The organism is Streptosporangium sp. 'caverna', assembly GCF_003203775.1.
Taxonomy (GTDB): Bacteria; Actinomycetota; Actinomycetes; order Streptosporangiales; family Streptosporangiaceae; genus Streptosporangium; species Streptosporangium subroseum.
Genome location: NZ_CP029711.1, coordinates 11,247,860 through 11,274,409 on the forward strand (window position 1 = coordinate 11,247,860; position 26,550 = coordinate 11,274,409).

Here is a 26,550-nt window from a genome sequence, read left to right on the forward strand (position 1 = left end):
CCGCGTTGGACGCGACCCCCGTGCGGATCCGGCTCACGCGTCGGATCAGGCCTTTACGTGCCCGTATGGCGCATGGGCTACTTGCCCGTATGGCGCATGGGCGTGATCGGCTCGGGCGTGGGCATGCCCCGTTCGGCCCACAGGGCGCGGATCCGGTCGGGGTAGTCGGTGACGAGACCGGCCGCGCCGAGGTCGAGCAGCTCGGCGGCCCGGCCGGGCTCGTTGACGGTCCATACGACCATCGGCAGGTCGGCCTTCTCGGCCCGGCGGGCGAACTCCGCGTCCACCAGCACATGCTCGGGGGAGATCGTGGTGCCTCCGGCGGCCGCGGCGGCGGCGGGGATGTCGCCGTCGAAGTCGTCGAGCCGCAGGCCGTTGAGCCAGGCGCTGTCCATGGTGGCCCGCTCTATCAGCGCGTATCGCCGGGTCGCCGGGGCCAGGGAGCGGGCGATCTCAAGGATGCGCCAGTCGAAGCTGAGGATCGCCGCCCGGTCGAGCCTGCGGTGCCGGTCGAGCTCGGCGATCACCCGCTCGGTCAGCTCGCGGGGGTCGGCGCTGAGCTCCGGTCTCGTCGGATCGGACTTGAGCTCCACGTGCATCCGCACGCCGTGGGCGCCGTAGGCGTCCACCAGCCCCAGCACGGCCCCCAGGGTCGGCATCCGGGTGTTCGGCACGGGCACCTGGGTCGGGGCGAAACGGTCGTTCTCATGGCGCGGCAGCCGTACGCCGACCTCAAGGGTGTGCAGCTGCGCCAGCGTGAGCTCGCGGACGGGTCTGCCCACGTAGGGGAAGAGGGGGTCGTCGTGGAAGGCCGGGCGGACGTCGGCACTGGTGATCGGGGACACGGTGAGGTCGTGTGTGAGCACCAGCCGCCGGTCGGCCGTCAGCGCGACGTCGAGCTCCAGCGCGTCGACGCCCAGCTCCAGGGCGTGGGCGAAACCGGGCAGCGTGTTCTCGGGACGGAGCCCGCGGGCTCCGCGATGGCCATGAATCTCGGCATGCACAGAGGGACCTTATCGACCTCCTGCGCCGATCACCCGCTACGGCTCACCTCTGGGGTTCCCAGGCGCGCGCCGTAGCGGGAGAAAGTCAGATCAATGGGTTGATCTGGAGAGTCTCGGTGCGGCCGGGGCCGACGCCGATGGCGGAGATCCGGGCGCCGCTCATCTTCTCCAGGGCCTTCACGTAGGACTGCGCGTTGGCGGGCAGGTCCTCGAAGCTCCTGGCACCGGTGATGTCCTCCTTCCAGCCGGGGAAGTCCTCGTACACCGGCTTGGCGTGGTGGAAGTCGGTCTGGGTCATCGGGATCTCGTCGTAACGGACGCCGTCCACCTCGTAGGCGACGCAGACGGGAATCGTCTCCAGGCCGGACAGCACGTCCAGCTTGGTGAGGAAGAAGTCGGTGACGCCGTTGATCCTGGTGGCGTAGCGGGCGATCACCGCGTCGAACCAGCCGCAGCGGCGGTTGCGGCCGGTGGTCACGCCGTACTCACCGCCGGTGGTGCGCAGCCACTCGCCCATCTCGTTGTCGAGCTCGGTCGGGAACGGTCCGGCGCCGACGCGGGTGGTGTAGGCCTTGATGATGCCGATCACGCGGGTGAGCCGGGTCGGCGGGATGCCCGAGCCCGAGCAGGCGCCGCCGCTCGTCGGGGAGGAGGAGGTGACGAACGGGTAGGTGCCGTGGTCGATGTCGAGCAGGTTGCCCTGACCGCCCTCCAGCAGGACGACCTTGTCCTGGTCCAGAGCCTTGTTCAGGATCAGCGAGGTGTCCGCGATGTGCGGCTTGAGGCGCTCGGCGTAGCCGAGATACTCCTCCAGGACCTTGCCCGCGTCGATCGCCCGGCGGTTGTAGATCTTGGTGAGGATCTGGTTCTTCTCGTTCAGCGCGACTTCGATCTTCTTCTGCAGGATGCCCGGGTCGAGCAGGTCCTGGACCCGTACGCCCATCCGGTAGATCTTGTCCCCGTAGGCGGGGCCGATGCCCCGGCCGGTGGTACCGATCTTGGCCTTGCCGAGGTAGCGCTCGGTGACCTTGTCGATGGCCCTGTGGTGGGGCATGATCAGGTGCGCGTTGGCGGAGATCAGCAGCCGCTCGGAGGAGACCCCCCGGGCCGCCAGCCCGTCGATCTCGCTCAGCAGCACGCTCGGATCGATGACAACGCCGTTGCCGATCACCGGGATGACGTTCGGGGAGAGCACCCCCGTCGGCAGTAGATGCAGCGCGTACTTCTGGTCGCCGATCACAACCGTGTGACCCGCGTTGTTTCCTCCCTGGTATCTGACGACGTAGTCGACCTGGTCGCCAAGCAGGTCGGTCGCCTTACCTTTGCCCTCATCGCCCCACTGGGCACCAAAGAGAACGACAGCCGGCATCGTGAATCTCCCACCACAAAAACGAAAACCCCTGGCGCAATCGCGACAGGGGCTCTTGCGTGGAGAGAATACCCGACGACGTCCGAAATGGGCATCTCCCAGCCAAGGAAGGACGATCCCTTGACCTCGGAGACTTCGGTGACCTCGGTGCTTTTGATGGGTTAAGCGGCCTCTGAAGCCTTGATGATCTCGGGGATCTCAGGGCCTCAGAGGCCGTCGGGATTCAGCGGCCGGTCAGTTCTTTGGAGGCCTCGGCGCTGGAATCCTTCAGGAACTGGAAGCAGCGCTCGGCCTCGTCCTTCTCCCCGATGGTCTGGGCGGCGCGGGCCAGCGCGTGCAGGCATCGCAGGAAACCGCGGTTGGGGACATGGCTCCAGGGGATCGGGCCGTGTCCCTTCCATCCCGAGCGGCGGAGCTGGTCCAGGCCGCGGTGGTAGCCGGTGCGGGCGAAGGCGTACGACGTCACGGCGTGTCCGGCCAGGAAGTATTCGTCCGCGAGGTCTGCCCATGCGGCCGGGTAGGTGGGGAAGCGCGCGGCGACGTCGGATGCTTGGGCGCCGGACTCCAGTGCCTCCCGGGCCTCGGACAGGTCCGGGAGCAGGGTGGGCGGCGGGCCGGCGATGAGATTCTCGTGCGATTCCATGACGACAGTCCTACCCGGTGAAGACACGTCAGGCCAAGATCGGCCCTCGGAGATTTCTCTCCGAGGGCCGATCCGGGAGCCGGTTTCCGCTGGTTTCCCGCTAGGAGATCTTGGTGCCGGCGGACTTCAGGTGCTGGCAGGCCTCGACGATGCGGGCCGCCATCGACGTCTCGGCGGCCTTGCCGTACGACCGGGGGTCGTAGGCCTTCTTGTTACCAACGTCACCGTCGACCTTGAGCACGCCGTCGTAGTTTCTGAACATGTGATCGGCGATCGGGCGGGTGAAGGCGTACTGCGTGTCGGTGTCGATGTTCATCTTCACCACGCCGTAGGAGATGGCCTCCTGGATCTCCTCCAGCAGCGAGCCGGAGCCGCCGTGGAAGACCAGGTCGAAGGGCTTCTCCTTGCCGTACTTGGCGCCGACCGCGTCCTGGATGTCCTTCAGCACGCTCGGCCGGAGCTTGACGTGACCCGGCTTGTAGACGCCGTGCACGTTGCCGAAGGTCGCGGCGAGCATGTAGCGGCCTCGGTCGCCGAGGCCCAGGGCCTCGGCGGTCGCCAGGGCGTCATCGGCCGTGGTGTAGAGCTTCTCGTTGATCTCGCCGACGACGCCGTCCTCCTCGCCGCCGACGACGCCGATCTCCACCTCGAGAACGATCCTCGCGCGGGCCGCCTTCTCCAGGAGATCCGTGGCGATCTCCAGGTTCTCGTCCAGCGGTACGGCGGAGCCGTCCCACATGTGCGACTGGAACAGGGGATCCTGTCCCTTGGCGACCCGCTCGAGCGAGATGTCGAGCAGCGGTCGTACGAAGCCGTCCAGCTTGTCCTTGGGACAGTGGTCGGTGTGCAGGGCGACGGTCACGGGGTATTTGGCCGCGACGACGCGGGCGTATTCCGCCAGCGCCACCGAACCGGTCACCATGTCCTTGATGGTGGTACCAGAAAGGAAGTCGGCGCCGCCGGTGGACACCTGAATGATGCCGTCGCTCGAAGCCTCGGCGAAGCCTCTGAGCGCGGCATTGAGGGTCTGGGACGAGGTTACGTTGATCGCCGGATAGGCGAACCCGCCCGCCTTTGCTCGGTTGAGCATCTCGGCGTAGACCTCTGGAGTCGCGATAGGCATCGGTGTCATCTCCCTGGAGACGGCTGTGAGCTGTTAACAGCTGGCGCGGGGCTTTGGACAATGCCCGTCCGCTAGTATTCCGGGTTCTGCCCCGGCCGGATAGCTTCACAACCACTTCGGCCGGTGCGATCTGTCGGCGGCGGGGCTCCGTCGCCGATAAGCTTCACGCTGATGGACCTCCTGCACAATCTCCTTGACCCCAAGTGGTGGCTCGGCCTTCTGGGCCCGTTCGCCACCATCGGGGTGCTCGGCATCATCTTCGCCGAGACCGGGCTGCTGCTCGGATTCTTCCTGCCGGGCGACTCTCTGCTGGTCGCCGCGGGGGTCTTCAGCACCGTCGAGGCGGCCGCGGCCATTCCCGGTCTCACGCCGCTCTCGTTCCCCGTGCTGCTGGTCGTGGCCCCGCTCTGCGCCATTGCCGGGGCACAGCTGGGACATCATCTGGGCGCCACGTACGGCCGCAGGCTGTTCGACAGGCCCAACTCCAAGCTTTTCAAGCAGGAGCACGTCGACAAGGCCGAGTATTACTTCCAGAAATTCGGCCCGGCCAAGGCCGTGGTGCTCGCCCGGTTCATCCCGATCGTGCGCACGTTCCTCAACCCGGTCGCCGGCATGCTCGGCATGGACCGCAAGCGATTCTTCCTGTGGAACTGCGTCGGCGGCATCCTCTGGACCGACAGCATGTTGATTTTCGGCCGCGTGGTCGGATCCGCGGTGCCCGACATCGACAAATACATTCTGCCGGGCGCCCTTGTCATCATCGTGCTCTCGCTCATCCCGATTGTCATGGAATTCATGAAGGGCCGTAAGGGCGGCGGTTCCGGTGGTCCCGAATCCGGAGGAAAGCACCGTCTCGGTGCTCCTACCACCCCGGCCAGGCGAGACATCCAGCCGTAACCGATGTGACCGGTCGGTCGTAAGACACCCTCACCAGCCGCTAACCTCCACAGTGTGGGACGCCACAGCTCTGATCCGATGGGTGTCGCCCGACTGGTTCTCGCAGGTCTGGCGGTGCTGGCGTTTGTTGCCCTGATCGTGGTCGGTGTTCTCTCGCTGGTCGGCGCGCTGGACCCCGACCCGGAGTCGGTCACGCTGCCCCCGCCCCCGACCTCCTCGCCCGCGGACGTCACCCCCATGGCCGTCGCCCCCACGGGCCCCACGGCCTCCGCGGCCGCCCCCGCCTCGGGGCGGGTCCCCACGGTCCTCGTTCAATGTGAGCGGGACCGCTGCCCCATGGTCTTCCTCAAGGTCGTCGGTGGCGATGTGCTGCTCAACCGGGAGATGGTCAAGGACGAGCAGGTCCAGTCCTTCGACGCCAAGATCGACGTGGTGCTCGCAGACTCCACCGCCGTCCGCGTCCAGGTGAACGGTGCCGTCCGCCCCCCGGGTGAGTCCGGGGAGCGTCAGGAATTCACCGTCTCCCGAGACGGGTGACCCCGTCTCGAGAGGCCGGCAACGCCTCTCTCGGCTTCCCGAGATCTGTTTCCCGAGTCGGGGGCGTCTCTCCGGGCACTGATCGTCCAGCCCGATTCTTCGCGGGCCGACCTTTGAGCGGAGACCGGCTCCTCGGGTGACGGCCGATCTCTCCTCGGCCCCGGCGGAGACTCAGCCCAGGCCGAGGTCACCCAGGCTGTAGGCGGTCCTGTAGGGCAGGCCCGCCTCGGCGATCGCGGAGGCGGCTCCCCGGTCCACGATCGTGGCCACGGCCACGACCTCGGCGCCCGCCTCGCGCAGCGCCTCCACCGCGGTCAGCGGAGAGCCGCCGGTGGTGGAGGTGTCCTCCACCGCCAGCACCCGCCGTCCCGTCACGTCCGGTCCCTCGATCCGGCGCTGCATGCCGTGCGCCTTCTGCGTCTTGCGGACCACAAACGCGTCGAGCTTTCTGCCCCGCGCCGCCGCCGCGTGCAGCATGGCGGTCGCCACCGGGTCGGCGCCCAGGGTAAGCCCGCCGACCGCGTCGTAGTCGAGGTCCTCGGTGAGGTCCAGCATGACCCGGCCCACCAGCGGCGCCGCCTGCCCGTCGAGGGTCACCCGGCGCAGGTCCACATAGAAGTCCGCCTCCTTACCGGAGGACAGCACGACCTTGCCGTGCACGACGCCCTTGCTCTTGATCTCGACCAGCAGGTTCTCACGATCACTCATGGCATCAAGGTTAGAGCGGACCGCGGGACACTCGGTTCGAACCTGGTCCCCACGGTAAAAATCCGATCGGGGTTTAGTCATGCCATGGGCTGCGGAATCATGCGGTGGGTAACTCTCGGTATTTATGAGGTCACGATGCGCGTGAATTCATCTCAAGGCGACGCTGAGCTGCTGGCGGCGACCCGCGCGGCGGACGCGGAGACTGCGGGGGCCGTAGAGGCTGTGGAGGCTGTGGAGGCCTACTACCTGCTCTACCGGCGGCATGTGTCCGCGGCCTGGGCGCTGGCCCAGCAGCTTGTCTCGGGCGCGGCCGAGGTCGAGGACGCCGTGGAGGAGACGTTCGCCAGGATTCACCACGTGATCGGGCAGGGCGGTGGTCCGGAGCGGGCATTCCGGGTCTATCTGCTCACCGCGCTCCGCCGTACGATCCATGACCGATCCGATAGGGACAACGGTCGGACGTCCGACGGGGAGGTCGAGCTCACCGCGCTTCGTCGTATGGTCCATGGCCGATCCGATGGGGACAACGGTCGGACGTCCGACGGGGAGATCGAGCTCACCGAGCCTCGCCGTACGGTCCATGACCGATCCGAGAAAGAGGATGGTTCCGAGAGGGAGGACGGTCGGGCGTCCGGTGGGGAGATCGAGTTCTCCGATCCGAAGGTGCCCTTCGTGGATCCCACTCTGACCCATCTGGAGCACTCGCCGGTGGCCAGGGCCTTCCTGTCCCTGCCGGAGCGGTGGCAGCTCGTCCTCTGGCACGTTGAGGTCGAGTCGGGCAGGCTCGACGACATCGCCGTTCTGACAGACCTCACGGAGAACGGGGTGGCCGCGCTGGCCTACCAGGCTCGGGAGAAGATGCGTCAGGCCTGCCTGCGGATCCACCTGGCCGAGACACCCTCCCCGGAGTGCTGCTCGATGCTGGGCAAGATGGGGCACCACGTGCGGGGCGGCCTGGTCAAGGACGAGAGCCGGGCCGTGGACGAGCATATGAACGGCTGCCCCGACTGCCACGCCGTGTTCGTCGAACTGGCCGGTATGGGTCAGAGCCTGCGTGCCGTCGTCGGCCCGCTCATCGCGGGTCCGGCGTTCGCCGGATACCGGACGGCGCTCGGCAAGATGGGCGCCACGGCCGGAGGCGGGGTGCCCGGCTGGTGGCGGCGGGCGCCCAGATCCCGGCGGCGGGTGACCATGGCGGGAGCGGCGGCTACGGCGGTTGTGGTGGCGGCGCTCGTGCTGGTGTCGGCCGAGGAGCCGTCGCCCTCGTCCGTCGCGGCGCCGTTGGTCATAACCCCGGATCCCGAGCCGCAGGCCCCGTGGCCGTCTCCCGGCGGGGAGGCGGGGAGGCAAGAGAGCCCCGGGCCCGTGGCGCCACCCGTACGCGAGCCGAGTCCCGGAGGTGGGACGGACCTCCAAAGCGAGACGACTCCTGGAAGCGCGACTCCTGGAAACACGAGTTCTGGAGGCGCGACTCCTGGAAACACGACGCGTCCCGGAGGTGAGGCGCGTCCCGGAGGTGGCACAGGTCTCCGGGGTGAGACGAGTCCCCGGAGCAAGGGAAGTCTCGGTGGTGGGGTGAATCTCCGGAGCACGGGGAGCCCTCAAGGTGAGGCGAGTCTCGGTGGTGGGGTGAATCTTCGGAGTACGGGGAGCCCGCAGGGTGAGGCGAGTCCTCGGAGCACGGGGAGCCCGCGAGGTGAGGCGAGCCCCGGGGGTGGGGTGAATCTTCGGAGTACGGGGAGCCCGCAGGGTGAGGCGAGTCCTCGGAGCACGGGGAGCCCGCGAGGTGAGGCGAGCCCCGGGGGTGGGGTGAGTCCCGGGGGTGGGGTGAATCTCCGGAGTACGGGGAGCCCACGGGGTGAGGCGAGTCCTCGGAGCGGGATGAGCCTCCGGGGTGAGGCGAGTCCGGGGGGTGGGATGAGCCTCCGGGGTGAGGCGAGTCCGGGGGGTGGGGTGAATCTTCGGAGTACGGGGAGTCCGCGGGGTGAGGCGAGTCCCGGGAGTGAGGCGAGTACCCGGGGTAAGGCGAGCTCCCCGGGTACGGCGGATCCGGAGCGGCAGACGAGTTCCACGTCCCCCTCGGGCCTGGTCGCCAGGATCGACGCACTCGGTGCGCTGGTCAGGTCCGAGTCGGGCATCGTGGCGGTACGGCTGCGCAACTCCGGTGGCGGGGAGAGCGGCGAGCTCGTCGCCGACGTCGGTCTGCCGGGCGGGGTGACGCTGCTGGCGGGGGCCAAGCGAGGACGGGCGGCCGCCGTGGTCACGCCGGTCGGCACGGTCGACGGCTGGTCCTGCCGGGTACGGGCCCGAGGCGCGCGGTGCATCCGGGGTCCGCTGGCGGCGGGCCGGGCCACGGCGGTGTTCCTACGGGTCCTAGTCTCGGCGGCGGCGACCGAGGGTTCGGCGCCCTCGGTCACGATCTCCGCCGAGGGATCGCGGATGACGGCCAGGTCGAGCCACGGGGTGCGGGCCGCCGGCGCTCCCGCCCGGTTCGCCACGGACGGCCAGGTGGTCACCTCCGCGATCGGGAACACCCTGCTGAGCTGCGCGTACGCCGGTTCCGTGTGCTCTGCCGCCCGCTCGCGCACGAGCGACCGCCGGGACAACAACCATTGGGCGATGCGTCCTTTCGACCAGGACGAAGACTCCTCGACGACAAACTCGAGCGCTGCCCAGCTGCTCCTGCCGAGGACGAGCAAACTGGTCTGGGCCGGTCTCTACTGGTCGGGGAGCGCGCCTTCCAGCGGGCAGATCAGGTTCAGGGCACCGGGAGACGAGAGATACAGGCAGGTGAAAGCGGCGCGGGTGGTGGAGAGGGAACTGCCGGCCGGCCGGAGATACCAGGCGTTCGCCGACGTGACGGGGCTGGTGGACGAGGTCCGCGGAACGTACTGGGTGGCCGACGCCTCGCTGCGGCCCGGCGTCTCGCAGCACGCCGGATGGAGCCTGGTGATCATCGCGGCTGACCCGAGCCGGCCGTACAGCCAGGCCGTCGTCGTCGACACCGCCACCGTGCTGGACGGGAGGCACAGATCGGTGCGGATCCCTCTCGACGGGCTGACGTCCACCGGCATGCCCGCGCGGGTGGCCCTGGTGACCTGGGAGGGCGACGCGGCCGTGCGGGGAGACAGGGTGACGCTGGGCGGCCACACGCTCCGTCCGGACAGCGGGGACAGGGATCAGGGCAATCCGTTCGACGGGTCCGCCACCGGGGCGAGGGACACGAGCATGACCTTCGGCACGGACGTGGACGGTTTCCAGGCGACCCTCGGGCGGGATCCGGCGCTCACGGTGAGCACCCGTCAGGACGTCCTGCTCTTCGGGGCCGCGGTGGTGAGTGTCCAGACGCGTCCATGACGGGGACGGCGAGCGTCCGGATCGGATTCGTGAGAGCGAGCGATGGTGATCGGACGCGTCCACGACGGGGAAGGCGAGCGTCCGGATCGGTCCATGAGGGCGGTGGTGCTCATGTTCACGCAGGTGGCGAGCGGGTTTCGGGAAATCGCGACGGAGGTGAACAGTAGGTTTCGAGAGGGGGCGGAGCGATGGACCGATCCCGGAAAACGAAGGAGGAGGTGGCGCCGGAATGAGGGGAGTAGACCCCGCAGGTGGCATCTCACGAACGGGACAAACTGGTACGGTCTGCGTAAACGGTCCGGCGTATGGGCGGGCGCGGGTGGAATCGTCGGGATTCACCCTCGGACGATCAGCTGCTTGATTACCCTGAGGAAGGGCCGTCTATCTGGTCTCTCCGGGGTTCCTTCAGACTTGTCTGAGTCCAAGGGTCGGGCCACGTAAGAAGGGCGGTGTCGCGTGGATCGCTGCGCGCTGTTCGTGGACGCTGGCTACCTGCTGGCCGACGGCGCGATGGCCGTGCATGGGACCCGCCATCGCGAAGCAGTCTCCTGGGACTACCCAGGCATGCTCCAAATGCTCAACAAGCTCTCCATGGAGCGCACCGGCCTGCCGTTGCTGCGCTGTTACTGGTACGAGGCGACCGTCGAGGGCCGCCGCACACCCGAGCACGACGCGCTGGCCGACATTCCCGGCCTCAAGCTCAGGCTGTCGCGCATCCGCCCCGGTCGTCGCGAGGGTGTGGACGCCCAGGTTCACCGTGACCTGATGACGCTGGCCCGCAACAGCGCGGTCTGCGACGCGGTGGTGGTCAGCGGCGACGAGGATCTGGCGCAGGTCGTCTGCGACGCCCAGGACCTCGGCATCCGGGTCACCGTGATACACATCGCCGCCGACGGCAGCTGGGCGGTGTCCCGCACGCTCCGTCAGGAATGCGACGACCTGATCGAGATCGGCGGCAGCCATCTCCGGCCCTATGTCAGCCTGAGCGGCGGCACCATGGAGTCGCCCGCCCTGGGCAACGGTCTCCAGCAGATCGCCAACAGCCAGAGCAGCGGTTCGCACAGCGGCAACGGCCAGGGCGGTGCCTCCCACAGCGGGTCCCACAGCAGCAACGGTCAGACGAGCGGCTCCCACAGCGGCAACGGCGCCGCGCCCACCAGTCCGATTCCGGCGGCCCAGACCTCTCGCCCGGCCCACTCCCAGCCCGCGCTTCCGGCCTATCCGAGCTACACCCGCGAGTCTCCGGCGCTTCCGGTCCAGCCGCCTCCCGCTCCTCCGGCCCCGCCCGCCGCGGCTCCCAACGGCCCGACCGGTCCGCTGACGGCGGCCCCCCAATACTCCCTGGGCAACACCGGCGGCATGCCGAGTTACCAGGCATCCCAGCTCGGTGCCTACACCGGGCCCCAGGCGGCTCCCGTGCCGATCCAGACCGCGGCCACCAGCGGCACGACCACCCTCTCCGACGCGGTGAAGGCCGCGCACAAGGAGGGTCACGACTTCGGTGAGTCCGTGGCCAAGGACGCGCCCGCCCTGTGGCTGGAGGCGGTGCTGGCCCGCAAGCCTCGCATGCCCTCAGACCTGGAGGCACGTCTCCTCCAGGGCTCCTCCCTGCCGATCGACTTCCTTCTCCACGACGAGGTCCGTCACGCCCTCCGCAGGGGCTTCTGGGACGCCCTCGAACGCGCCCGCCGCTGACCCCCTTCTCAGGGCCGGTTCGGGCGCCTCCTTGGGACGCTCCTTGAACGGCCCGTCGACACCGCGCGGCCCTGAGATTTCGGAGTGACCGCTTGCCGGTCTCCCGGGACGCCCCCGCCGCCCGGAACCCGAGCGGCCCCTGAGCGGCTGATCGCGGGCCATGGCCCTCGAACGGGCCCGCCGTCAGGACCCGCGCGGCTGGTCGCGGGCCGCCCTCCCAGGGACCCCCTGGTACGTCCGATGCTCGGTCAGGTGAGGGCGTCGAAGCCGGCGCGTAGGTGCTTGAGGCGGTTGGACAGGTCGGACAGCGAGCCGGTGAGGCTGGAATCGCCGCCCTTGCGGGCCAGTTCGACGACGCGGGTGAGCTCGTCCTCGACCGCGGTGAGGCGTTTGGAGAGCTCGGGGAGCACGGCCGCGTGCTCGGCGGCGTCACCCGGCGGCAGCTCGGTGTTCAGGCGCTCGCGGAGCATGGTGGCCTGCTCGGCCAGGCGGCGGTTCATGTTGTAGAGCTCGACGAACACCGCGACCTTGGCCCGGAGCACCCAGGGGTCGAACGGTTTGGTGAGATAGTCGACGGCGCCCGCCGCGTAGCTGCGGAAGGCGTAGTCGGGGGCACTGTCGACCACGGTCAGGAAGATGATCGGGATGTTGCGGGTGCGTTCGCGGCGCTTGATGTGGGCCGCGGTCTCGAATCCGTCCATGCCCGGCATTCGGACATCCAGAAGGATCAGGGCGAATTCGGTGCCGAGCAGGGCTTTGAGCGCCTCCTCCCCCGACTTGGCCCGGATGGGCATCAGATCGAGCGAGCTCAGGATGGCTTCGAGCGCGATCAGGTTCTCCTCCCGGTCGTCGACCAGGAGAATTTTGGCTCGCTCCGGCATCGATCACACGCCTTCGTTCGAATCGGTGGCCGGCTTGCCCCGGGTGAGCCATCCGCGCAGGCGTTCGAGCAGGCGGTCGACATCCACGGGCTTGGGTACGTAGTCGGAGGCGCCGGAGGCGATGCTCTTCTCCCGGTCGCCCCGCATGACCTTAGCGGTAAGCGCGATGATCGGTAGATCGGCGAACTGCGGCATCCGGCGGATCGCGGAGGTGGTGGCCCAGCCGTCCATCTCGGGCATCATGATGTCCATCAGGACCAGGGCGACGTCCTCGTTGCGCTCCAGCTGCTCGATGCCCTCGCGGCCGTTCTCGGCGTAGACCACCGTGGATCCGTAGCGTTCGAGCACGCTGGTCAGCGCGAACACGTTACGGATGTCGTCGTCCACGATCAGGATCTTGGCCCCGGTCAGCGGGTCCTCGCCCTTCCACGGCTTGCCCTCGCCCTGTGAGAACGGGGAAAGGGACATGTCATCGGAGAGCGGGATGTCGGGCAGATCGTCGGGGTCCTCCAGCACTCCGACGAGGGCCGGGTTGCGGGGCGAGGAGTTGGGCGCGGTGGCCCCGCCGTCGCGCGCGGCCAGCGGGCCGCCGTAGGACGGCGGCAGGTAGAGGATGAAGGTGCTGCCCTCGCCCACCTTGCTGACCACGTGGATCTCGCCGCCGAGCAGGCGGGCGATCTCGCGGCAGATGGACAGGCCCAGGCCCGTCCCGCCGTACTTGCGGCTGGTGGTCCCGTCGGCCTGGCGGAACGCCTCGAAGATGACCTCCAGCTTGTCGGCGGCGATGCCGATGCCGGTGTCCACCACCTCGAAGGCCAGTATGCCGTCGGCGCCGCGCAGGGTGTCGTCCACGAAGGCCACCGCCGGCTGGGCGCGGATCACGCGCAGCCGTACCTCGCCCTTGGGGGTGAACTTGATCGCGTTCGAGAGCAGGTTGCGCAGCACCTGCTGGAGGCGTTGCTCGTCGGTGCGGAGCTCCTGCGGGATCGACGGGTCGACCTCGACCGCGAACGAGAGGCCCTTGTCCTGGGCCAGCGGGGCGAAGGTGGCCTCGAAGTAGTCGACGAGCTTGGGCAGGGAGATCTGCTGGGGGTGGACGTCCATCCGCCCGGCCTCGACCTTGGACAGGTCGAGGATGTCATTGATCAGCTGGAGCAGGGCCGAACCGGCGCCGTGGATGGTCTTGGCGAACTCCACCTGCTGGGCGGTGAGGTTGCCCTCGGCGTTCTCGGTGAGCAGCTTGGCCAGCACGAGGAGGCTGTTCAGGGGAGTGCGCAGCTCGTGGGACATGTTGGCCAGGAACTCGGACTTGTAGCGGGAGGAGACCGCGAGCTGCTCGGCGCGCTCCTCCAGCGTGCGGCGCGCCTGCTCGATCTGGAAGTTCTGGATCTCGATGGCCCGGTTCTGCTTGGCCAGCAGCGCGGCCTTGTCCTCCAGCTCGGCGTTGGAGCGGCGCAGCTCCTCCTGCTGGCGCTGGAGCTCGTCCGAACGCTCCTGCAACTCGGTGGTGAGGCGCTGCGACTCGGTCAGCAGGTCCTCGGTCCGGGAGTTGGCGATGATCGTGTTCATGGTGACGCCGATGGTCTCCACGAGCTGGGTCAGGAAGTCGTGGTGGACCTCGCTGAACTGGCTGAACGAGGCCAGCTCCAGCACGCCGAGCACCTGGGTCTCGAACAGGATCGGCAGCACGACGATCTGGGCCGGGGTCGAGGTGCTGAGGCCGGTGTCCACGGTCAGATACCGGGCGGGGACGTTTCTGAGGATGATCCCCTTGCCCTCCATCGCGGCCTGTCCCACGATCCCCTCGCCGATGGCGAAACGCTGGCGGGGATGGGAGCCGGGACGCGCGCCGTACCCGGCGATCAGGTGCAGATCATGCTCGCCGAAGGGGTTCGCCAGGTAGAAGGCGCCGTAGTGGGCCGAGACCAGGGGGGTCAGCTCGCTCATGATGAGCTTGGCGACCTCCATCAGGTCGCGATGGCCCTGCATGAGGCGGGAGATGCGGGCCAGGTTGGACTTGAGCCAGTCTTGTTCCTGGTTGGCCGTGGTGGTGTCGCGCAGGTTGGACACCATCGTGTTGATGTTGTCCTTGAGCTCGCCGATCTCTCCCTCGGCGTCGACGGCGATCGAGCGGGTCAGGTCGCCGCGGGCGACCGCGGTGGTGACCTCGGCGATCGCGCGGACCTGGGTGGTGAGGCGGCCCGCCAGCTCGTTCACGCTCTCGGTGAGCCGCTTCCAGATGCCCTCGGCGCCCTCGACCCGTGCCTGGCCGCCGAGCTGGCCCTCCGAGCCGACCTCGCGCGCCACTCGGGTGACCTCGGAGGCGAAGGAGGAGAGCTGGTCGACCATGGTGTTGATGGTGGTCTTCAGCGCGAGGATCTCTCCCTGCGCGTTCACGTCGATCTTGCGGGTCAGGTTGCCGTTCGCGACGGCGGTGGTGACCTCGGCGATGTTGCGCACCTGGTAGGTCAGGTTGTTGGCCATGGAGTTGACGTTGTCGGTGAGGTCCTTCCAGACGCCGGAGACGCCGCGGACGCGGGCCTGGCCGCCGAGCTGGCCCTCGGTGCCGACCTCGCGGGCGACGCGGGTGACCTCGTCGGCGAACATCGACAGCTGGTCGACCATGGTGTTCAGGGTGTCCTTGAGCTGAAGGATCTCGCCCTGGGCGTCGGCGGTGATCTTCTTGGACAGGTTTCCCTGGGCTACCGCCGTGGACACGGCCGCGATCTGGCGGACCTGGGTGGTCAGGTTGTTCGCCATGACGTTGACGTTGTCGGTCAGGTCCTTCCAGGTGCCGGAGACGCCGCGGACCTGGGCCTGGCCGCCGAGCTGGCCCTCGGTGCCGACCTCGCGCGCCACCCGGCTCACCTCGGAGGCGAAGGAGGAGAGCTGGTCGACCATGGTGTTGATGGTGGTCTTCAGCGCGAGGATCTCTCCCTGCGCGTCGACGTCGATCTTGCGGGTCAGGTCTCCGGTGGCGACGGCGGTGGTGACCTCGGCGATGTTGCGCACCTGGTAGGTCAGGTTGTTGGCCATGAAGTTGACGTTGTCGGTCAGGTCCTTCCAGACCCCGGAAACCCCGCGGACGCGGGCCTGGCCGCCGAGCTGGCCCTCGGTGCCGACCTCGCGGGCCACCCGGGTGACCTCGTCGGCGAACATCGACAGCTGGTCGACCATGGTGTTCAGGGTGTCCTTGAGCTGAAGGATCTCCCCTTGGGCGTCGGCGGTGATCTTCTTGGACAGGTCGCCCTGGGCCACCGCCGTGGCGACCGTGGCGATCGCGCGCACCTGGGTGGTCAGGTTGCCCGCCATGAAGTTGACGTTGTCGGTGAGGTCCTTCCAGACGCCGGAGACGCCGCGGACCTGGGCCTGGCCGCCGAGCTGGCCCTCGGTGCCGACCTCGCGGGCGACGCGGGTGACCTCTTCGGCGAACGCCAGAAGCTGGTCGACCATCGTGTTGACGGTGTTCTTCAGCTCGAACATCTCGCCGACGGCGTCGACGGTGACCTTGCGGCTCAGGTCGCCCCTCGCGACCGCGGTGGTCACCAGCGCGATGTCGCGGACCTGCGCGGAGACGCGGCTGGACATGGTGTTGACAGCCTCTGTCAAGTCGCGCCAGCTACCGGACATGCCGCGTACGTTGGCCCGGCCGCCCAGGCGGCCCTCGGTGCCGACCTCGCGTGCCACCCGCGTCACCTCGGAGGTGAAGAGGGAGAGCTGGTCGACCATGCCGTTGATCGCCTTGCCGAGGCGGCGCACCTCGCCCCTGGCGCTGCGGTCGAGATCGATCCGGCGTGACAGATCCCCCTTGGCCACGGCGTCGATGACGTCCGCCGCGCCGCTGACCGGACCCACCAGGGCGTCGATCAGAGAGTTCACCGAATCGACGCTCTCGGCCCAGGAACCCACGCCTGGACCGGCGGTCAGGCGTTCGCCGAACCGGCCCTCCTTGACCACCTCGCGGCGGACGCGGTGGAGCTCGTTGGCCAGGTGTTCGCGACGGTCGGCGACCTCGTTGAGCAGCAGGCGGATCTCGCTGAGAATCCCCGGCGGGGCATGCGGAACCCGGCGACGGAAGTCACCGTCGCGCCAGGTGATGAGCGTCTGAAGAATCGGTTGCAGATCCGACTCGCTGTAACGTCGCTCCTCGACGTCGGGCACGGTGTTGGCCGTGGTCATAAGACCTCCTTGACTCGCGGGGGCGCAGCCGTGAGTCACCCCAGTCTGTCACGGTGCGCAACTTGTAGTCCCGCCTTCGAATCACCCCATGACAGTGGGATGTGTGGTAGTCACGGAACAGTGACCAATGCTCCCCGAGCCGTCCTGGCTGCGACATTCGCCCCAGGAGACACGGCCGTCTCTGCCGCCAGGCGGTTCACCAACGAGGTGTTGACCGCCTGGGCCGCCGTGTCCGTGCTGACAGTGGCGGACCGCCTGGTGGGAGAGCTGGCTTCGCAGGTGGTCGACCTGCCGTTCGAGGTCGTCTGGAGCCATCTGGGCGACGGTCTCCGGGTTGAGGTGCGCCAGAACAGCGCCCCGGAAAAAAGCCCCAGCGGTCCCAGTATTCCGGTGGAGGAGTGGGGCGTCACCTTCGCCGGGCAGCACCGCACCCACTGGGCCAGGCTCCGACTGCCCGAGTTCGCGGGTCGGACGGTCTCCGAGTCGTCCATGGAGGAGCCGAGCCGCGGGCCGATCTGGATGGGTTTCCTCGCCGACGCCAGCGACCTGCTCGCCGGAACCCTCAACCCGGACATGGTGCCCGCGATCATCTCGCAGATCGTGGTGCCCCGGCTGGCCACCTGGTGCGCCGTCTACACCTGGACCGACGGCGGCGGACCGCAGCGCCCGGCCTACCTGTGGCACACCGACGAGCGGCGCATCGACGAGCTGGCCGAGGAGCTGGCCGCGATCCAGATCCCGCAGGCCGGCGGCTCGACGCAGCTCGGCGACTCCCAGATGCTGGTGATCCCGCTCCTCGCGCGCGGGCGGGTGCTGGGGACGATGTGCCTGGGACGGCCCGACCGGTTCCCCGAGGACATTTTCCAGTACGCCGAGGACATCGGCCGCCGGGCGGCCCTCGCCATGGACAACGCCCGGCTCTACGCCACCCAGGCGGCGGCCAACCGGGCGCTGCAGCGCAGCCTGCTGCCCCCGAACGAGCCCGGCGAGATCCCCGGGCTCGACTCCGCCGTGGTCTACGAGCCCGCGGGGGAGACCAACGAGGTCGGCGGTGACTTCTACGACCTGTTCGCGGCGGGAGACGACTCCTGGCGGTTCGCGGTGGGCGACGTCTGCGGGACCGGCCCCGAGGCCGCCGCGGTCACCGGCCTGGCCCGGCACACCCTGCGCCTGCTCTCCAGGGAGGGGTACGGCGTGGCCGCCGTCCTCGACCGCCTCAACCAGGCGATCCTGGAGGAGGGCGAGCGGGCCCGGTTCCTGACCCTGCTGCACGGGGAGATCACGCCGGTGCCGACCGGCCTGGACGTGTGGGTGGTCTCCGCCGGTCATCCCGAGGCGTTGCGGCTGCGGCCCAGCGGCGTCGTGGAGACCGTGGTGACCTCCCAGTCCCTGCTGGGCGTCTTCCCCGAGGCGACCTTCAAGGCGGAGCTGGTCCATCTCGACGTCGGCGACGTCCTTCTCGCGGTGACCGACGGGGTGACCGAGCGACGCCGGAACGGCCACCTGCTCGACGACGACGGGGGTCTGGCCAAGCTGCTCGCCGAGTGCGTGGGCCTGTCGGCGCGGGCGGTCGCCGAGCGGATCCGCCGTGCCGTACAGGACTTCGCCCCCGAGCCGAGCGCGGACGACATGGCGATCGTGGTCCTCCGCGCCCGATGACCTGCTAGGCCTCCGTCTTCACGTGCTTGCGGGCGAAGTCCAGCTGGGCCGACATCTGCGCGATGCGCTCGGAGACGACCAGAGAGCCGTGGCCCGCGTCGTAGCGGTACACCTCGTGATCATGAGCACGCTCGGTGAGCCGGGACACGTACGTCTCGATCTGCCCGATCGGGCAGCGCGGGTCGTTCTCCCCGGCCAGGATCAGCAGCGGGGCCTCGACCTGGTCGACGTAGGTGATCGGCGAGCAGTTCCTGTAGCGCTCCGGCTGTTCGGCGGGAGAGCCGCCGAGCAGTGCCCGGTGGTAGGCGCGCAGCGCCTCGGTCTCCTCCTCGTAGGTGGCCAGATGGTCGGCGATCGGCACCGTCGCGATGCCCGCCGCCCACATCTTGGGCTGGGTGCCCAGGCCGAGGAGGGTGAGATAGCCGCCCCACGAGGCGCCGGCCAGCACCAGCCGGTCCGGGTCGACGACGCCGCGGTCGACCATGGCGTCCCTGACGGCGGCCACGTCGGCGAGTTCGATGTGCCCGACCTCGCCGCTCAGGGCGTCCCGCCAGGCGGAGCCGTACCCGGTCGAGCCTCGGTAGTTGACCCGCACCACCGCGAAGCCGAGGTCCACCCACGCGGCCACCTGGGGCACGAAGGAGTCGTCGTCCTGCGCGGACGGCCCGCCGTGCAGCAGGAAGACCGCGGGGAACGGCCCGGATCCGCGCTCGGGACGGGAGACCAGGGCGTGGATGCGACCGCCGGGACCGTCCACGTCGACGTCCTCCACCGGGACGGACGGCGGGGAGATCGGCCCGCCGTGGTTCATCACCACGTGGCCGTTGGTCGACCGGATCACCTGCGGGTGGGCGCCGCTGGACCAGGAATACTCCACGGAGCCGTCGGGACGGGGCGCGGCGGCCTCGATCACGCCGTGCTGGGTCTCGATCGGGAAGTGCCCGCCGCCGGGGAGGTCGTAGCGGGTCAGGTAGGTGCGGCCGCGGTTGGCCCGGATGACGAGCAGCGAGCGTCCGTCGTCGTACCAGTCGGCGGTGATCTCACCGGGGTCGCGCAGCCAGATCTCCCGCTGGTCGCCGGTCTCGGGATCCCAGACCAGCGGCTCGCGGCGGCCCCTGCGCTCGTGCAGGGTGAGCAGCCGGCGGTCGCCGGGCAGGGGCGCGAAGCGCAGGCCGAGAACGCCCTTGCCGGGGCCGTCGGACAAGTCGCCGACGAGGTCGCCGTTCGGCCGGAGCACCCGCAGCGCGGGGTGCCGGGAGTCGCCGTGCTCGCTGTGACTGATCGCGATCAGCGAGCCGTCCAGGGAGATCGCGGAGACGGAGGCGGCCTCGGCGTGCTCGTAGATCACACGTGCGGGCTCGCCGGGCCGTACGAGATAGATCGTGAACCCTCCGCCGGGCCTGGCCATGCCGATGGCCGCCTCGCCGGTCGAGGACAGCGCGATCCCCGCGGGAGAGCCGGGTTCGAGGTCGACCGGCTCGTCGGGACCGCCGCCGAAGGGCTGGCGCATCCAGCGGCCCCACTCGTCGCCGTCGGTGTCGGAGAACCACCAGATCCACTGGCCGTTGGGGTCGAGCGCGCCGTGCGAGGTGCCCTTGGGTCGCGCGGTCGCCTGGCGCGCCGAGCCTGCCGCGCGGTCCCAGACGTAGACCTCCCACGCACCGGAGGCGTTACTGCGGTAGACGGCCCGGGCGGGAGCCTGGCGTGCCCACACGGGCAGCGTCACGCGCGGCGCACCGAACCTGGCCTGCCAGCGTTCCTCCGCCTTCATATGGCGCTTCCCTCCGTCAAGGCATTGGTTTTACGCGTCCTGGCGCGGGCTCGCCGGATTGCGGTCCAGTATGTCGTCTTCAAGGGTTATTCGCTTCACTAATGTCTGGGAATTTCGGACTAAAAGTCACATCAGTAACATGTGCCACGAAGGTGGCTGTCAAGCACACGACTTGATCGGAGGTGGGTTTGAAAGATAGACATACGGAAAGAAGCGACCACATTGGTTGTTTCTGGGAGTTCTGTGATTTTTCGTCGCATAACCTCCCTATCTGTGTGCCAGGCGCTCGGTCCCATTCCCACGACGGCCTCGATCGTCTTGTGCCCCAGGGCCATCTCGAACTCGTGAGTGCTCCGTCCGGCTTCGAGGAAATGGTCGCTCAGACTCTCCGCCACCCGTCGTTCCTTCGACTCGTCCACCGAGAGGAGCCCCAGGCGCTCGACCAGGGGCGCGAGATGCCGTGAGGTGGGCGTGACCACGATCAGCTCGCCGTCGTCCTTGAGCACCCGGGCGAACTCTGCCCCGTTGCGCGGAGCGAACACATTAAGAAGGACATCCACCGTGTTGTCGCGGACGGGCAGCGGCCTCCACACGTCGGCCACCACGGCCCCCAGCCGTGGATGGGCCCGCGCCGCCCGCCTGATCGCGTGCTTGGACACGTCCAGTGCCATCCCGACGGCCTCGGGGAGACGGTCGAGCACCCTGCTGAGGTAGTGCCCGGTCCCCGCGCCCGCGTCCGCGACCACCCTCGCCTCGGTCCGGCAGGCGCTTGCGACCGCCTCCGCCAGGGGGTCGAAGTGGCCGGCCCCGAGAAAGGCCTCCCTGGCGGCCACCATGGCGGTGCTGTCGGCCGTGCCGGGCGCCTGGGAGCCGGTCAGCAGGCTGACGTATCCCTGCCTGGCCACGTCGAAGCCATGTCCTTGGAGGCACCTGACGACCGGGCCGTCCAGGCTCAGCCCGTCGCCGCAGACCGGGCAGGCAAGGTAGTCGACGACGTCAGCCAGCATGTCCCTATCATCCCTGCTTCGGGACGTGGTCCGCCTGCCGCTCCGAACGCCGGCGCCCACGGTCGTCCATGGCCAGTCCGTTTCCGGCATCCGGGGGACGGCGACGATCATGGAGAAATTGGATTCGGGCTTGGGCAGGCTCTCGTGGTCGACGTATTGCGCAGGGTGGGAAACGCGGCCGGCCAGATAGGCGTTCGGGCGCTATTGATTCACTGTGAGAACGAGTCGGCCCGTGATTTCCATGCCCGCATCGCCGAGTTCGAATGCAGTCCGACGGACCCTCTCCATCTCGTGCTCCTCACCAAGGATCTGAGGCGGCTGCCGGTTCTGGGGAGTTGAGTGCAGCTCAGGCGGTCTGCTGGATCTGCTGGAGGAAGGCGGCGTTGGAGGGGGTCTCCCGGAGCCTGTCGGTGAGGAGCTCCAGGGCCTGCTGCTTCTCCAGGCCTCCCAGGGTGCGGCGCAGCCGCCAGGTCAGCCGGTGCTCCAGCGGGTCGAGGAGGATCTCCTCGCGCCGGGTGCCGGAGGCGTCGAGGTCCACGGCGGGGTAGAGGCGCTTGTCGGCGAGGGCGCGGCTGAGGCGCAGCTCCATGTTGCCGGTGCCCTTGAACTCCTCGAAGAGGGTGTCGTCCATCCGGGAGCCGGTCTCGACCAGGGCGGTGGCGAGGATCGTCAGCGAACCGCCGTCGCGCAGGTTGCGTGCGGCGCCGAAGAAGCGGCGCGGGGGAAGAAGAGCCGAGGCGTCGATGCCACCGGCGAGGGTGCGTCCGCCGCCGGGGGCGAGGTTGTTGTAGGCGCGGGCGAGGCGGGTGAGGGAGTCCAGCAGGAGGACGACGTCGTGCCCGGCCTCGGCGAGGCGCTTGGCGCGTTCGACGGCGAGTTCCGCGACGACGGTGTGGTCGCGGTCGGGGCGGTCGAACGTGGACGCGGCCACCTCGCCGTGGATGGACTCGCGCATCTCGGTGACCTCCTCGGGGCGCTCGCCGACGAGCACGACCATGAGGTGGCAGTCCGGGTGGTTGCGGGTGATCGCGGCGGCCAGGTCCTGCAGGATCATGGTCTTGCCGGCCTTGGGCGGGGCGACGATCAGGCCGCGCTGGCCCTTGCCGATCGGGGCGAACAGGTCGACGACCCTGCCGGTCACCGAGCCGGTCTCCAGGCGGAGCCGGTCGCGCGGGTGGATCGGGGTCATGTCCGCGAAGTCGGGTCTGCGCCGCCAGTCGGCGACGCCGTTGACGGTCTCCACGTCGATCAGCTTCTCGTACGGCTTGCGCGCGGTGGCGACGACGTGGTCGCCGGGGCGCAGGCCGTACTGCCTGATCTGGGAGTGGGGAACGCGCACGTCGCCGGGACCGGGCAGGTAGCCGGAGGTCCTGATATAGCCGGTCTTGTCGTGGACATCGAGCAGGCCGGCCACGGTATCGACCGGGGCATCGCTCTCGCGGGGACGGGGCAGTCTGGGAGGGCTCTCGCGAGGACGCGAGGATTTCTTGATGGGTGTTTCGACGGTCATTGATGACCTTTCACAGGGGGTGAAAGGTCAAAAGTGACCTTTCACGGGGGGCGAACCGCATGCCTGAAAAGGGGCGGTATCGAGAGAAACGGGGTGGAACATCGCACGCGGCCTAGCCAGCAGTGCGTCACACCCGATATCACCGTAGCATCGTCAATCCATTCCGAACAGGAGAACGGATGCCACATCAGTCCATAACAGTCGCCGGGGTCGAGGTGTTCCCGCTGTGTGACGCCGTGGGGCCGATGGGTGACTCGATCCGGCGCCCGCTGCCGGAGATGTTCCCCGGAGGCTGCCACGGGGAGCCGGACGAGTGGGTCCTGCACTTCCACTGTTACCTGCTGCGCGACGCGGCGGGCCGGACGGTGCTGGTGGACACCGGAATCGGTCCCGAGAACTCGCCCGCGGCGAGCTGGGCGCCGGTTCCCGGAGTTCTCGGCGACGAGCTCGCACGGGTCGGGGTGGCGCCGGAGAAGGTGGACGCGGTGGTCATCACGCACCTGCACAGCGACCACGCGGGCGGGGCCGTGATCGACGGGTCACCGGCCTTCCCCAATGCCCGGTACGTCCTCCAGCGGGCCGAGGTCGACGCGGCCGCCGAGGAGGTCCTCGACCATGTCATCCGGCCGCTGGGTGAGCGGCTCCAGGTGGTGGACGGGCACTCGGACGTGCTCCCCGGCATCCGGGCGCTCCTCGCGCCGGGGCACACCCCGGGCCACCAGGTCGTCCAGGTCGGCGACCTGGTGCTGACCGGAGACGTGGTGCTGCACCCGGTGCAGCTGAGCGATCCCCGGGTGACCTACCTCTACGACGACGACCCCGAGCTCGCCGCGACCACGCGGGCGGAGTTGCTGGACCGGGTCAGAGCGGAGCGGGGAACGATCGCCACCGCCCACTTCGCCGAGCCGTTCACCAGGATCCTCTGACGGGAGGCGCACGGTGTACGGCCCCGTCGGCACGGTGGCCGTTCACCGGCGCGAGGAGTCGAGACGCTCGGTTTCCGGCAGGGGGCCGGGGCGTCGCTCCATGCTCCTCGGCTTGCGGCAGCCCGCTGTTGGTCAGGCACGCATCTACTACGGCGATCCCGATCCGGGGCGATTCAGGTGCGGGTGATGTGCTCCTGGCGTACACCCAGCCCGATGAAGCGGCCCATCACGTGGCGCAGCGGGGGCAGCGCTCTGAAGGCGGTGAAGATGGGCGGCACGTGCTCGGCGGTGTCGTCGGCCAGGTCCTTGGGATAGAGGTCGCGCAGGATGCCGAGCTGAAAGGCCTGGGTGATCCTGGTCGGTTGTTCGCGTCTGGCCTGCACCCGCGCCAGGTCGCGCTCGTCCGGCCGTCGTGTGCCGAGCACGGGTCCCAGGAGGTTGGCGGTGGCGACCGCGTCCTGCACGGCGAGGTTGATGCCGACGCCGCCGGCCGGCGACATCGCGTGGGCCGCGTCGCCGATGAACAGCAGCCCTGGCCGGTGCCATGTCTTGAGCCGGTCGACCCTGACCGTGAGCTGGTGCAGGTGCCGCCAGTCGTCGATCAGGGCGACGCGATCCGACAGGTCGGGCGCGAGCCTGGCGATCCTGTCGTGGAAGGCGGCCAGGCCCGCCTGGCGCAGTTCGGGATAGGCGGCGGTGGGGATGGTGTAGGCGAGCTGCCAGTAGTCGCCGCGGTCGATCGAGATGAGCGTGCCGTGGCCGCCCTGGAAGAACGGCACTTCATCGCCATGGTGGCGGGGCAGGCGAAACCACAGCACGTCCATGGGCGGGGAGCCCGCGGCCGGCTCCAGTCCCGCCGCCACGCGGGTGGTCGAGTGGCGGCCGTCGGCCGCGACGACGAGGTCGGCCCGCACTTCCAGCGGCCCGGCGGGGGTGTGGGCGCGTACACCGGCCACCCGGCCGTCCTCAAGGAGCAGGCCGGTCATCTCGGTGTCGCGCAGCAGCCGGAAGCCGGGATAGGCGGCGGCCTTGCGGGCGAGGAAGTCGAGCACGTCCCACTGCGGCATGAACGCGATGTAGGGGCAGCGCACCTTCAACCTGCTGAAGTCGGCGAAGGTGACGGCCCTGCCGCCCATGCTGACGGTGACCTCACGCATCTCGGTATGCGGCAGGGTCAGGAACTCCTCGATCCAACCGAGTTCGGCGATGAGTTCGAGTGTCGACGGGTGGACGGTGTCCCCCCGGAAATCGCGAAGGAAGTCGGCGTGCTTCTCCAGCACGGTCACCTCGATGCCCTGGCGGGCCAGCAGCAGGCCGAGCATCATGCCGGCGGGGCCGCCGCCGACCACGCAGCACCGGGTCGACGTATCAGTCACGATCCGGCTCTCCTGAGGTCAGGCCGGTGAGCAGGATCCGGACCAGCGCGGTCACGTCGACAGGGGCCTGGGTCCTGCGGCCGATCGCCACCGTTGCCAGCAGCATGGTCGCCGCGGTCCGGGTGTCATGGGGGCGCAGCTCGCCCGCCGCGACCCGCGCCGCGAGGAAGCCGCCGATCTGCCGCTGTCCCTCGGCGACGAGTTCGCGTAGTTCGGCCCCCGCGTGGGCGGAGCCGAAGAACAGTGAGACGAGCTTGGCGTTGTCGGCCAGCAACCGGTCGAACTCACTCATCAGCCCGGTCAGCACTTCGAGTGCCGGCTGGTCGCCGCTGTCGCGCGCCAGCGCCTCGCGCAGTTGGGAGATGAAGCCGCGCTCGCGCAGCAGGGCGGCGACCAGGGCTTCCTTGCTGTCGAAGTAGTGATAGAGCAGGCCGGGGGTCGCTTGCGCGGCCTGCGCGACATCCTTGACCGAGGCGCCGTCGACTCCCTTTTCCGCGAAGACGTCCAGCGCCGCGTCCAGCAACCGCTCGCGCCGCCACTCCGCCTGCTCTCGCCGTGTCCGTGTCACGCGCCCTCCATTGATTAAACGTTTATTCAATGAATTTATAGCACGACGGCGCCGACAAGATCCAGCCTGTGGGAGGTCGCCGCGGTATCCGCCGCGACCAACGGGTATGCGCTCCGCCCAAGTTGCCTGCCCTCGTTCTCCGGAGCGCTTCAACGCCGTGGTGGGGTTTTCGATCGGGTGTCTCGGCGGGGCGTGCTCCGCGGTCGGGTCCGTTCGGTCGCGGCGATCACGGCCGCGGCGGCGCAGAGAACGGCGGTCCAGGCCAGGGTGGCGTCGGTCGAGGTGTGATCGGCGAGCATGCCCGCGATCCAGGGGCCGGCGGTCTGACCGGCCGCGAACAGCACGGTGAAGGCGGCCAGGGTGGCGGTCCAGTCGGCGGGTGGGGTGTTGTCCCGGATCAGCGCGGTGACGGCGGCGGGAACGCCCATGAACGTCGCCCCGTAAACGATCGCGGAGGCGATGATGACGGGCGGTGAGGGCGTGGACAGGGCGAGCGCCGCCGCGCCACCGAGGACGCCCAGCAACGTGGCGAGGGTCCGGGTGCCGGACCAGTTGGTGGTCGGACGGCCCCACAGTGCGGGCGCCGCCACCACGGCGAGGCCGAGCGAGGCCCAGGTGAGCACCACCTGGGCGGGTGACGCGTGCTGGTCGGCGAGATATACGGACAGGAAGGTGATGTAGGAGATGTAGCCGGCGGAGAACAGCAGGTACGCGAGAGCGGTCCGCCGGAGCGGACGCACCCGCGCACGCCCGGCGGTGGCGGCGACGGGCCTGTCCTCGTCCGTGCGCGCGGCGGTCCAGCCGGCGATTGCCGCCAGGCCGGCCGCGGCGCTCAGGGCGATCCAGGCGACGTGCCAGTGATGGCTCAGCATCGGGACGGTCACGCCGCTGAAGGCGATGCCCAGCCCGGTGCCGGCGAAGTAGACGGTGATGGGCGCGGTCGAGGAGACACGGGTGGCGATGCGCGAGGCGATCACACCGCCGGTGATGAACACCAGTGCCCCCGCCGCCCCGGCGGCGGCCCGTGCGGCCAGCAGCACCGGGTAGTCGTCGCTGACCGCGGTGGCGGCCAGTGCCACCGCGGTGAGGATCATCCCCCACCGGAAGGTGGCGGCGGTGCCCAGCCGGCGGACGACGACGGCGGTCACCAGCGCGCCGGCGAGGTAACCGAGACCGTTGGCGGTGCTCATCGCTCCGGCTTCGGCCAGGCTCCAGCCGAGGTCACCGCGCATCGCCGGGACGAGTAGCCCGTACGCGAAGCGCGCGAGTCCGAGCGCCGAAGCGGTACCGAGGGCCAGTCGCACCGCCTGCCACTCCGGTGGCCTCATCGGTGTCGCGCC

General features: G+C 69.3%; 19 protein-coding genes. 6 read left to right on the forward strand and 13 right to left on the reverse strand.

The window, feature by feature from the left end; all coding sequences use genetic code 11:
- Positions 1 to 77 precede the first annotated feature (77 nt).
- The 4 genes from DKM19_RS48770 to fbaA all read right to left on the reverse strand — a co-directional run bounded on the left by DKM19_RS48770 (position 78) and on the right by fbaA (position 4,139).
- Complete coding sequence (locus DKM19_RS48770; protein WP_110705328.1) at positions 78 to 1,004, reverse strand: glycerophosphodiester phosphodiesterase family protein; 927 nt, start codon at positions 1,002 to 1,004, stop codon at positions 78 to 80.
- A gap of 85 nt (positions 1,005 to 1,089) precedes the next feature.
- Positions 1,090 to 2,373, reverse strand: a complete 1,284-nt coding sequence (locus DKM19_RS48775; protein WP_110705329.1) for an adenylosuccinate synthase — start codon at positions 2,371 to 2,373, stop codon at positions 1,090 to 1,092.
- Positions 2,374 to 2,596: 223 nt separating this feature from the next.
- Positions 2,597 to 3,016, reverse strand: a complete 420-nt coding sequence (locus DKM19_RS48780) for a DUF3151 domain-containing protein (protein ID WP_110705330.1) — start codon at positions 3,014 to 3,016, stop codon at positions 2,597 to 2,599.
- Between the two features lie 100 nt (positions 3,017 to 3,116).
- Entirely contained in the window at positions 3,117 to 4,139 is a 1,023-nt protein-coding gene (fbaA, locus tag DKM19_RS48785) for a class II fructose-bisphosphate aldolase (protein WP_110705331.1), read from the reverse strand.
- 171 nt (positions 4,140 to 4,310) lie between these two features.
- Here fbaA and DKM19_RS48790 point away from each other — a divergent pair, with 171 nt between their 5' ends.
- Complete coding sequence (locus tag DKM19_RS48790) at positions 4,311 to 5,036, forward strand: DedA family protein (protein WP_110705332.1); 726 nt, start codon at positions 4,311 to 4,313, stop codon at positions 5,034 to 5,036.
- A gap of 78 nt (positions 5,037 to 5,114) precedes the next feature.
- Positions 5,115 to 5,573, forward strand: a complete 459-nt coding sequence (locus DKM19_RS50450; protein ID WP_162642379.1) for a hypothetical protein — start codon at positions 5,115 to 5,117, stop codon at positions 5,571 to 5,573.
- 171 nt (positions 5,574 to 5,744) lie between these two features.
- On the opposite strand, the gene pyrE is transcribed toward DKM19_RS50450, so the two are convergent.
- The gene (gene pyrE, locus DKM19_RS48805) at positions 5,745 to 6,281 is read right to left on the reverse strand and encodes an orotate phosphoribosyltransferase (protein ID WP_110705334.1); all 537 of its coding nucleotides are present in this window, start codon (positions 6,279 to 6,281) and stop codon (positions 5,745 to 5,747) included.
- 141 nt (positions 6,282 to 6,422) lie between these two features.
- On the opposite strand from pyrE, the gene DKM19_RS48810 reads away from it, so the two are divergent.
- Both DKM19_RS48810 and DKM19_RS48815 read left to right on the forward strand, forming a co-directional pair.
- Positions 6,423 to 9,638 carry a sigma factor gene (locus DKM19_RS48810; protein WP_162642381.1) on the forward strand — a complete coding sequence of 1,072 codons (3,216 nt, stop codon included), beginning with the start codon at positions 6,423 to 6,425 and terminating at the stop codon, positions 9,636 to 9,638.
- Positions 9,639 to 10,094: 456 nt separating this feature from the next.
- Complete coding sequence (locus tag DKM19_RS48815) at positions 10,095 to 11,333, forward strand: NYN domain-containing protein (RefSeq protein ID WP_110705336.1); 1,239 nt, start codon at positions 10,095 to 10,097, stop codon at positions 11,331 to 11,333.
- Positions 11,334 to 11,581: 248 nt separating this feature from the next.
- Here the strand turns inward: DKM19_RS48815 and DKM19_RS48820 are convergent, their stop codons facing one another.
- The gene (locus DKM19_RS48820) at positions 11,582 to 12,214 is read right to left on the reverse strand and encodes a two-component system response regulator (RefSeq protein WP_089210891.1); all 633 of its coding nucleotides are present in this window, start codon (positions 12,212 to 12,214) and stop codon (positions 11,582 to 11,584) included.
- 3 nt (positions 12,215 to 12,217) lie between these two features.
- Positions 12,218 to 16,393 (reverse strand): HAMP domain-containing protein, encoded by a 4,176-nt coding sequence (locus DKM19_RS48825; protein WP_110705337.1) that lies wholly within the window; start codon positions 16,391 to 16,393, stop codon positions 12,218 to 12,220.
- Positions 16,394 to 16,600: 207 nt separating this feature from the next.
- Between DKM19_RS48825 and DKM19_RS48830 the strand changes: the two genes are divergently transcribed.
- Positions 16,601 to 18,052, forward strand: coding sequence for a PP2C family protein-serine/threonine phosphatase (locus tag DKM19_RS48830; protein ID WP_239514002.1), 1,452 nt, complete (start codon positions 16,601 to 16,603; stop codon positions 18,050 to 18,052).
- Positions 18,053 to 18,056: 4 nt separating this feature from the next.
- On the opposite strand, the gene DKM19_RS48835 is transcribed toward DKM19_RS48830, so the two are convergent.
- The 3 genes from DKM19_RS48835 to rho form a co-directional block, all read right to left on the reverse strand.
- On the reverse strand, positions 18,057 to 19,823 hold the full coding sequence (locus tag DKM19_RS48835) for a prolyl oligopeptidase family serine peptidase (RefSeq protein ID WP_110705339.1): 1,767 nt from the start codon (positions 19,821 to 19,823) through the stop codon (positions 18,057 to 18,059).
- A gap of 131 nt (positions 19,824 to 19,954) precedes the next feature.
- Positions 19,955 to 20,830: a putative RNA methyltransferase gene (locus DKM19_RS48840; RefSeq protein ID WP_110706530.1), complete on the reverse strand. Its 876-nt coding sequence runs from the start codon at positions 20,828 to 20,830 to the stop codon at positions 19,955 to 19,957.
- Positions 20,831 to 21,176: 346 nt separating this feature from the next.
- Entirely contained in the window at positions 21,177 to 22,340 is a 1,164-nt protein-coding gene (rho, locus tag DKM19_RS48850) for a transcription termination factor Rho (RefSeq protein WP_110705340.1), read from the reverse strand.
- Positions 22,341 to 22,519: 179 nt separating this feature from the next.
- Here rho and DKM19_RS48855 point away from each other — a divergent pair, with 179 nt between their 5' ends.
- Positions 22,520 to 23,266, forward strand: a complete 747-nt coding sequence (locus DKM19_RS48855; protein WP_110705341.1) for an MBL fold metallo-hydrolase — start codon at positions 22,520 to 22,522, stop codon at positions 23,264 to 23,266.
- Positions 23,267 to 23,439: 173 nt separating this feature from the next.
- Here DKM19_RS48855 and DKM19_RS48860 read toward each other — a convergent pair whose 3' ends face one another.
- The 3 genes from DKM19_RS48860 to DKM19_RS48870 form a co-directional block, all read right to left on the reverse strand.
- Complete coding sequence (locus DKM19_RS48860; RefSeq protein WP_110705342.1) at positions 23,440 to 24,642, reverse strand: FAD-dependent oxidoreductase; 1,203 nt, start codon at positions 24,640 to 24,642, stop codon at positions 23,440 to 23,442.
- Entirely contained in the window at positions 24,635 to 25,210 is a 576-nt protein-coding gene (locus DKM19_RS50455; protein ID WP_162642382.1) for a TetR/AcrR family transcriptional regulator, read from the reverse strand. Before DKM19_RS50455 ends, DKM19_RS48860 begins: the two co-directional genes overlap by 8 nt.
- A gap of 149 nt (positions 25,211 to 25,359) precedes the next feature.
- Positions 25,360 to 26,538: a YbfB/YjiJ family MFS transporter gene (locus tag DKM19_RS48870; RefSeq protein ID WP_110705343.1), complete on the reverse strand. Its 1,179-nt coding sequence runs from the start codon at positions 26,536 to 26,538 to the stop codon at positions 25,360 to 25,362.
- Between the last annotated feature and the right edge of the window lie 12 nt (positions 26,539 to 26,550).

What these genes read in the sequence shown, in the direction of transcription:
- DKM19_RS48775 (WP_110705329.1), bottom strand. Translation starts at nt 2,373, where the DNA reads ATGCCGGCTGTCGTTCTCTTTGGTGCCCAGTGGGGCGATGAGGGCAAA.
- DKM19_RS48780 (WP_110705330.1), bottom strand. Translation starts at nt 3,016, where the DNA reads ATGGAATCGCACGAGAATCTCATCGCCGGCCCGCCGCCCACCCTGCTC.
- fbaA (WP_110705331.1), bottom strand. Translation starts at nt 4,139, where the DNA reads ATGCCTATCGCGACTCCAGAGGTCTACGCCGAGATGCTCAACCGAGCA.
- DKM19_RS48790 (WP_110705332.1), top strand. Translation starts at nt 4,311, where the DNA reads ATGGACCTCCTGCACAATCTCCTTGACCCCAAGTGGTGGCTCGGCCTT.
- DKM19_RS50450 (WP_162642379.1), top strand. Translation starts at nt 5,115, where the DNA reads ATGGGTGTCGCCCGACTGGTTCTCGCAGGTCTGGCGGTGCTGGCGTTT.
- pyrE (WP_110705334.1), bottom strand. Translation starts at nt 6,281, where the DNA reads ATGAGTGATCGTGAGAACCTGCTGGTCGAGATCAAGAGCAAGGGCGTC.
- DKM19_RS48820 (WP_089210891.1), bottom strand. Translation starts at nt 12,214, where the DNA reads ATGCCGGAGCGAGCCAAAATTCTCCTGGTCGACGACCGGGAGGAGAAC.
- DKM19_RS48825 (WP_110705337.1), bottom strand. Translation starts at nt 16,393, where the DNA reads ATGACCACGGCCAACACCGTGCCCGACGTCGAGGAGCGACGTTACAGC.
- DKM19_RS48835 (WP_110705339.1), bottom strand. Translation starts at nt 19,823, where the DNA reads ATGAAGGCGGAGGAACGCTGGCAGGCCAGGTTCGGTGCGCCGCGCGTG.
- DKM19_RS48840 (WP_110706530.1), bottom strand. Translation starts at nt 20,830, where the DNA reads ATGCTGGCTGACGTCGTCGACTACCTTGCCTGCCCGGTCTGCGGCGAC.
- rho (WP_110705340.1), bottom strand. Translation starts at nt 22,340, where the DNA reads ATGACCGTCGAAACACCCATCAAGAAATCCTCGCGTCCTCGCGAGAGC.
- DKM19_RS48855 (WP_110705341.1), top strand. Translation starts at nt 22,520, where the DNA reads ATGCCACATCAGTCCATAACAGTCGCCGGGGTCGAGGTGTTCCCGCTG.
- DKM19_RS48870 (WP_110705343.1), bottom strand. Translation starts at nt 26,538, where the DNA reads ATGAGGCCACCGGAGTGGCAGGCGGTGCGACTGGCCCTCGGTACCGCT.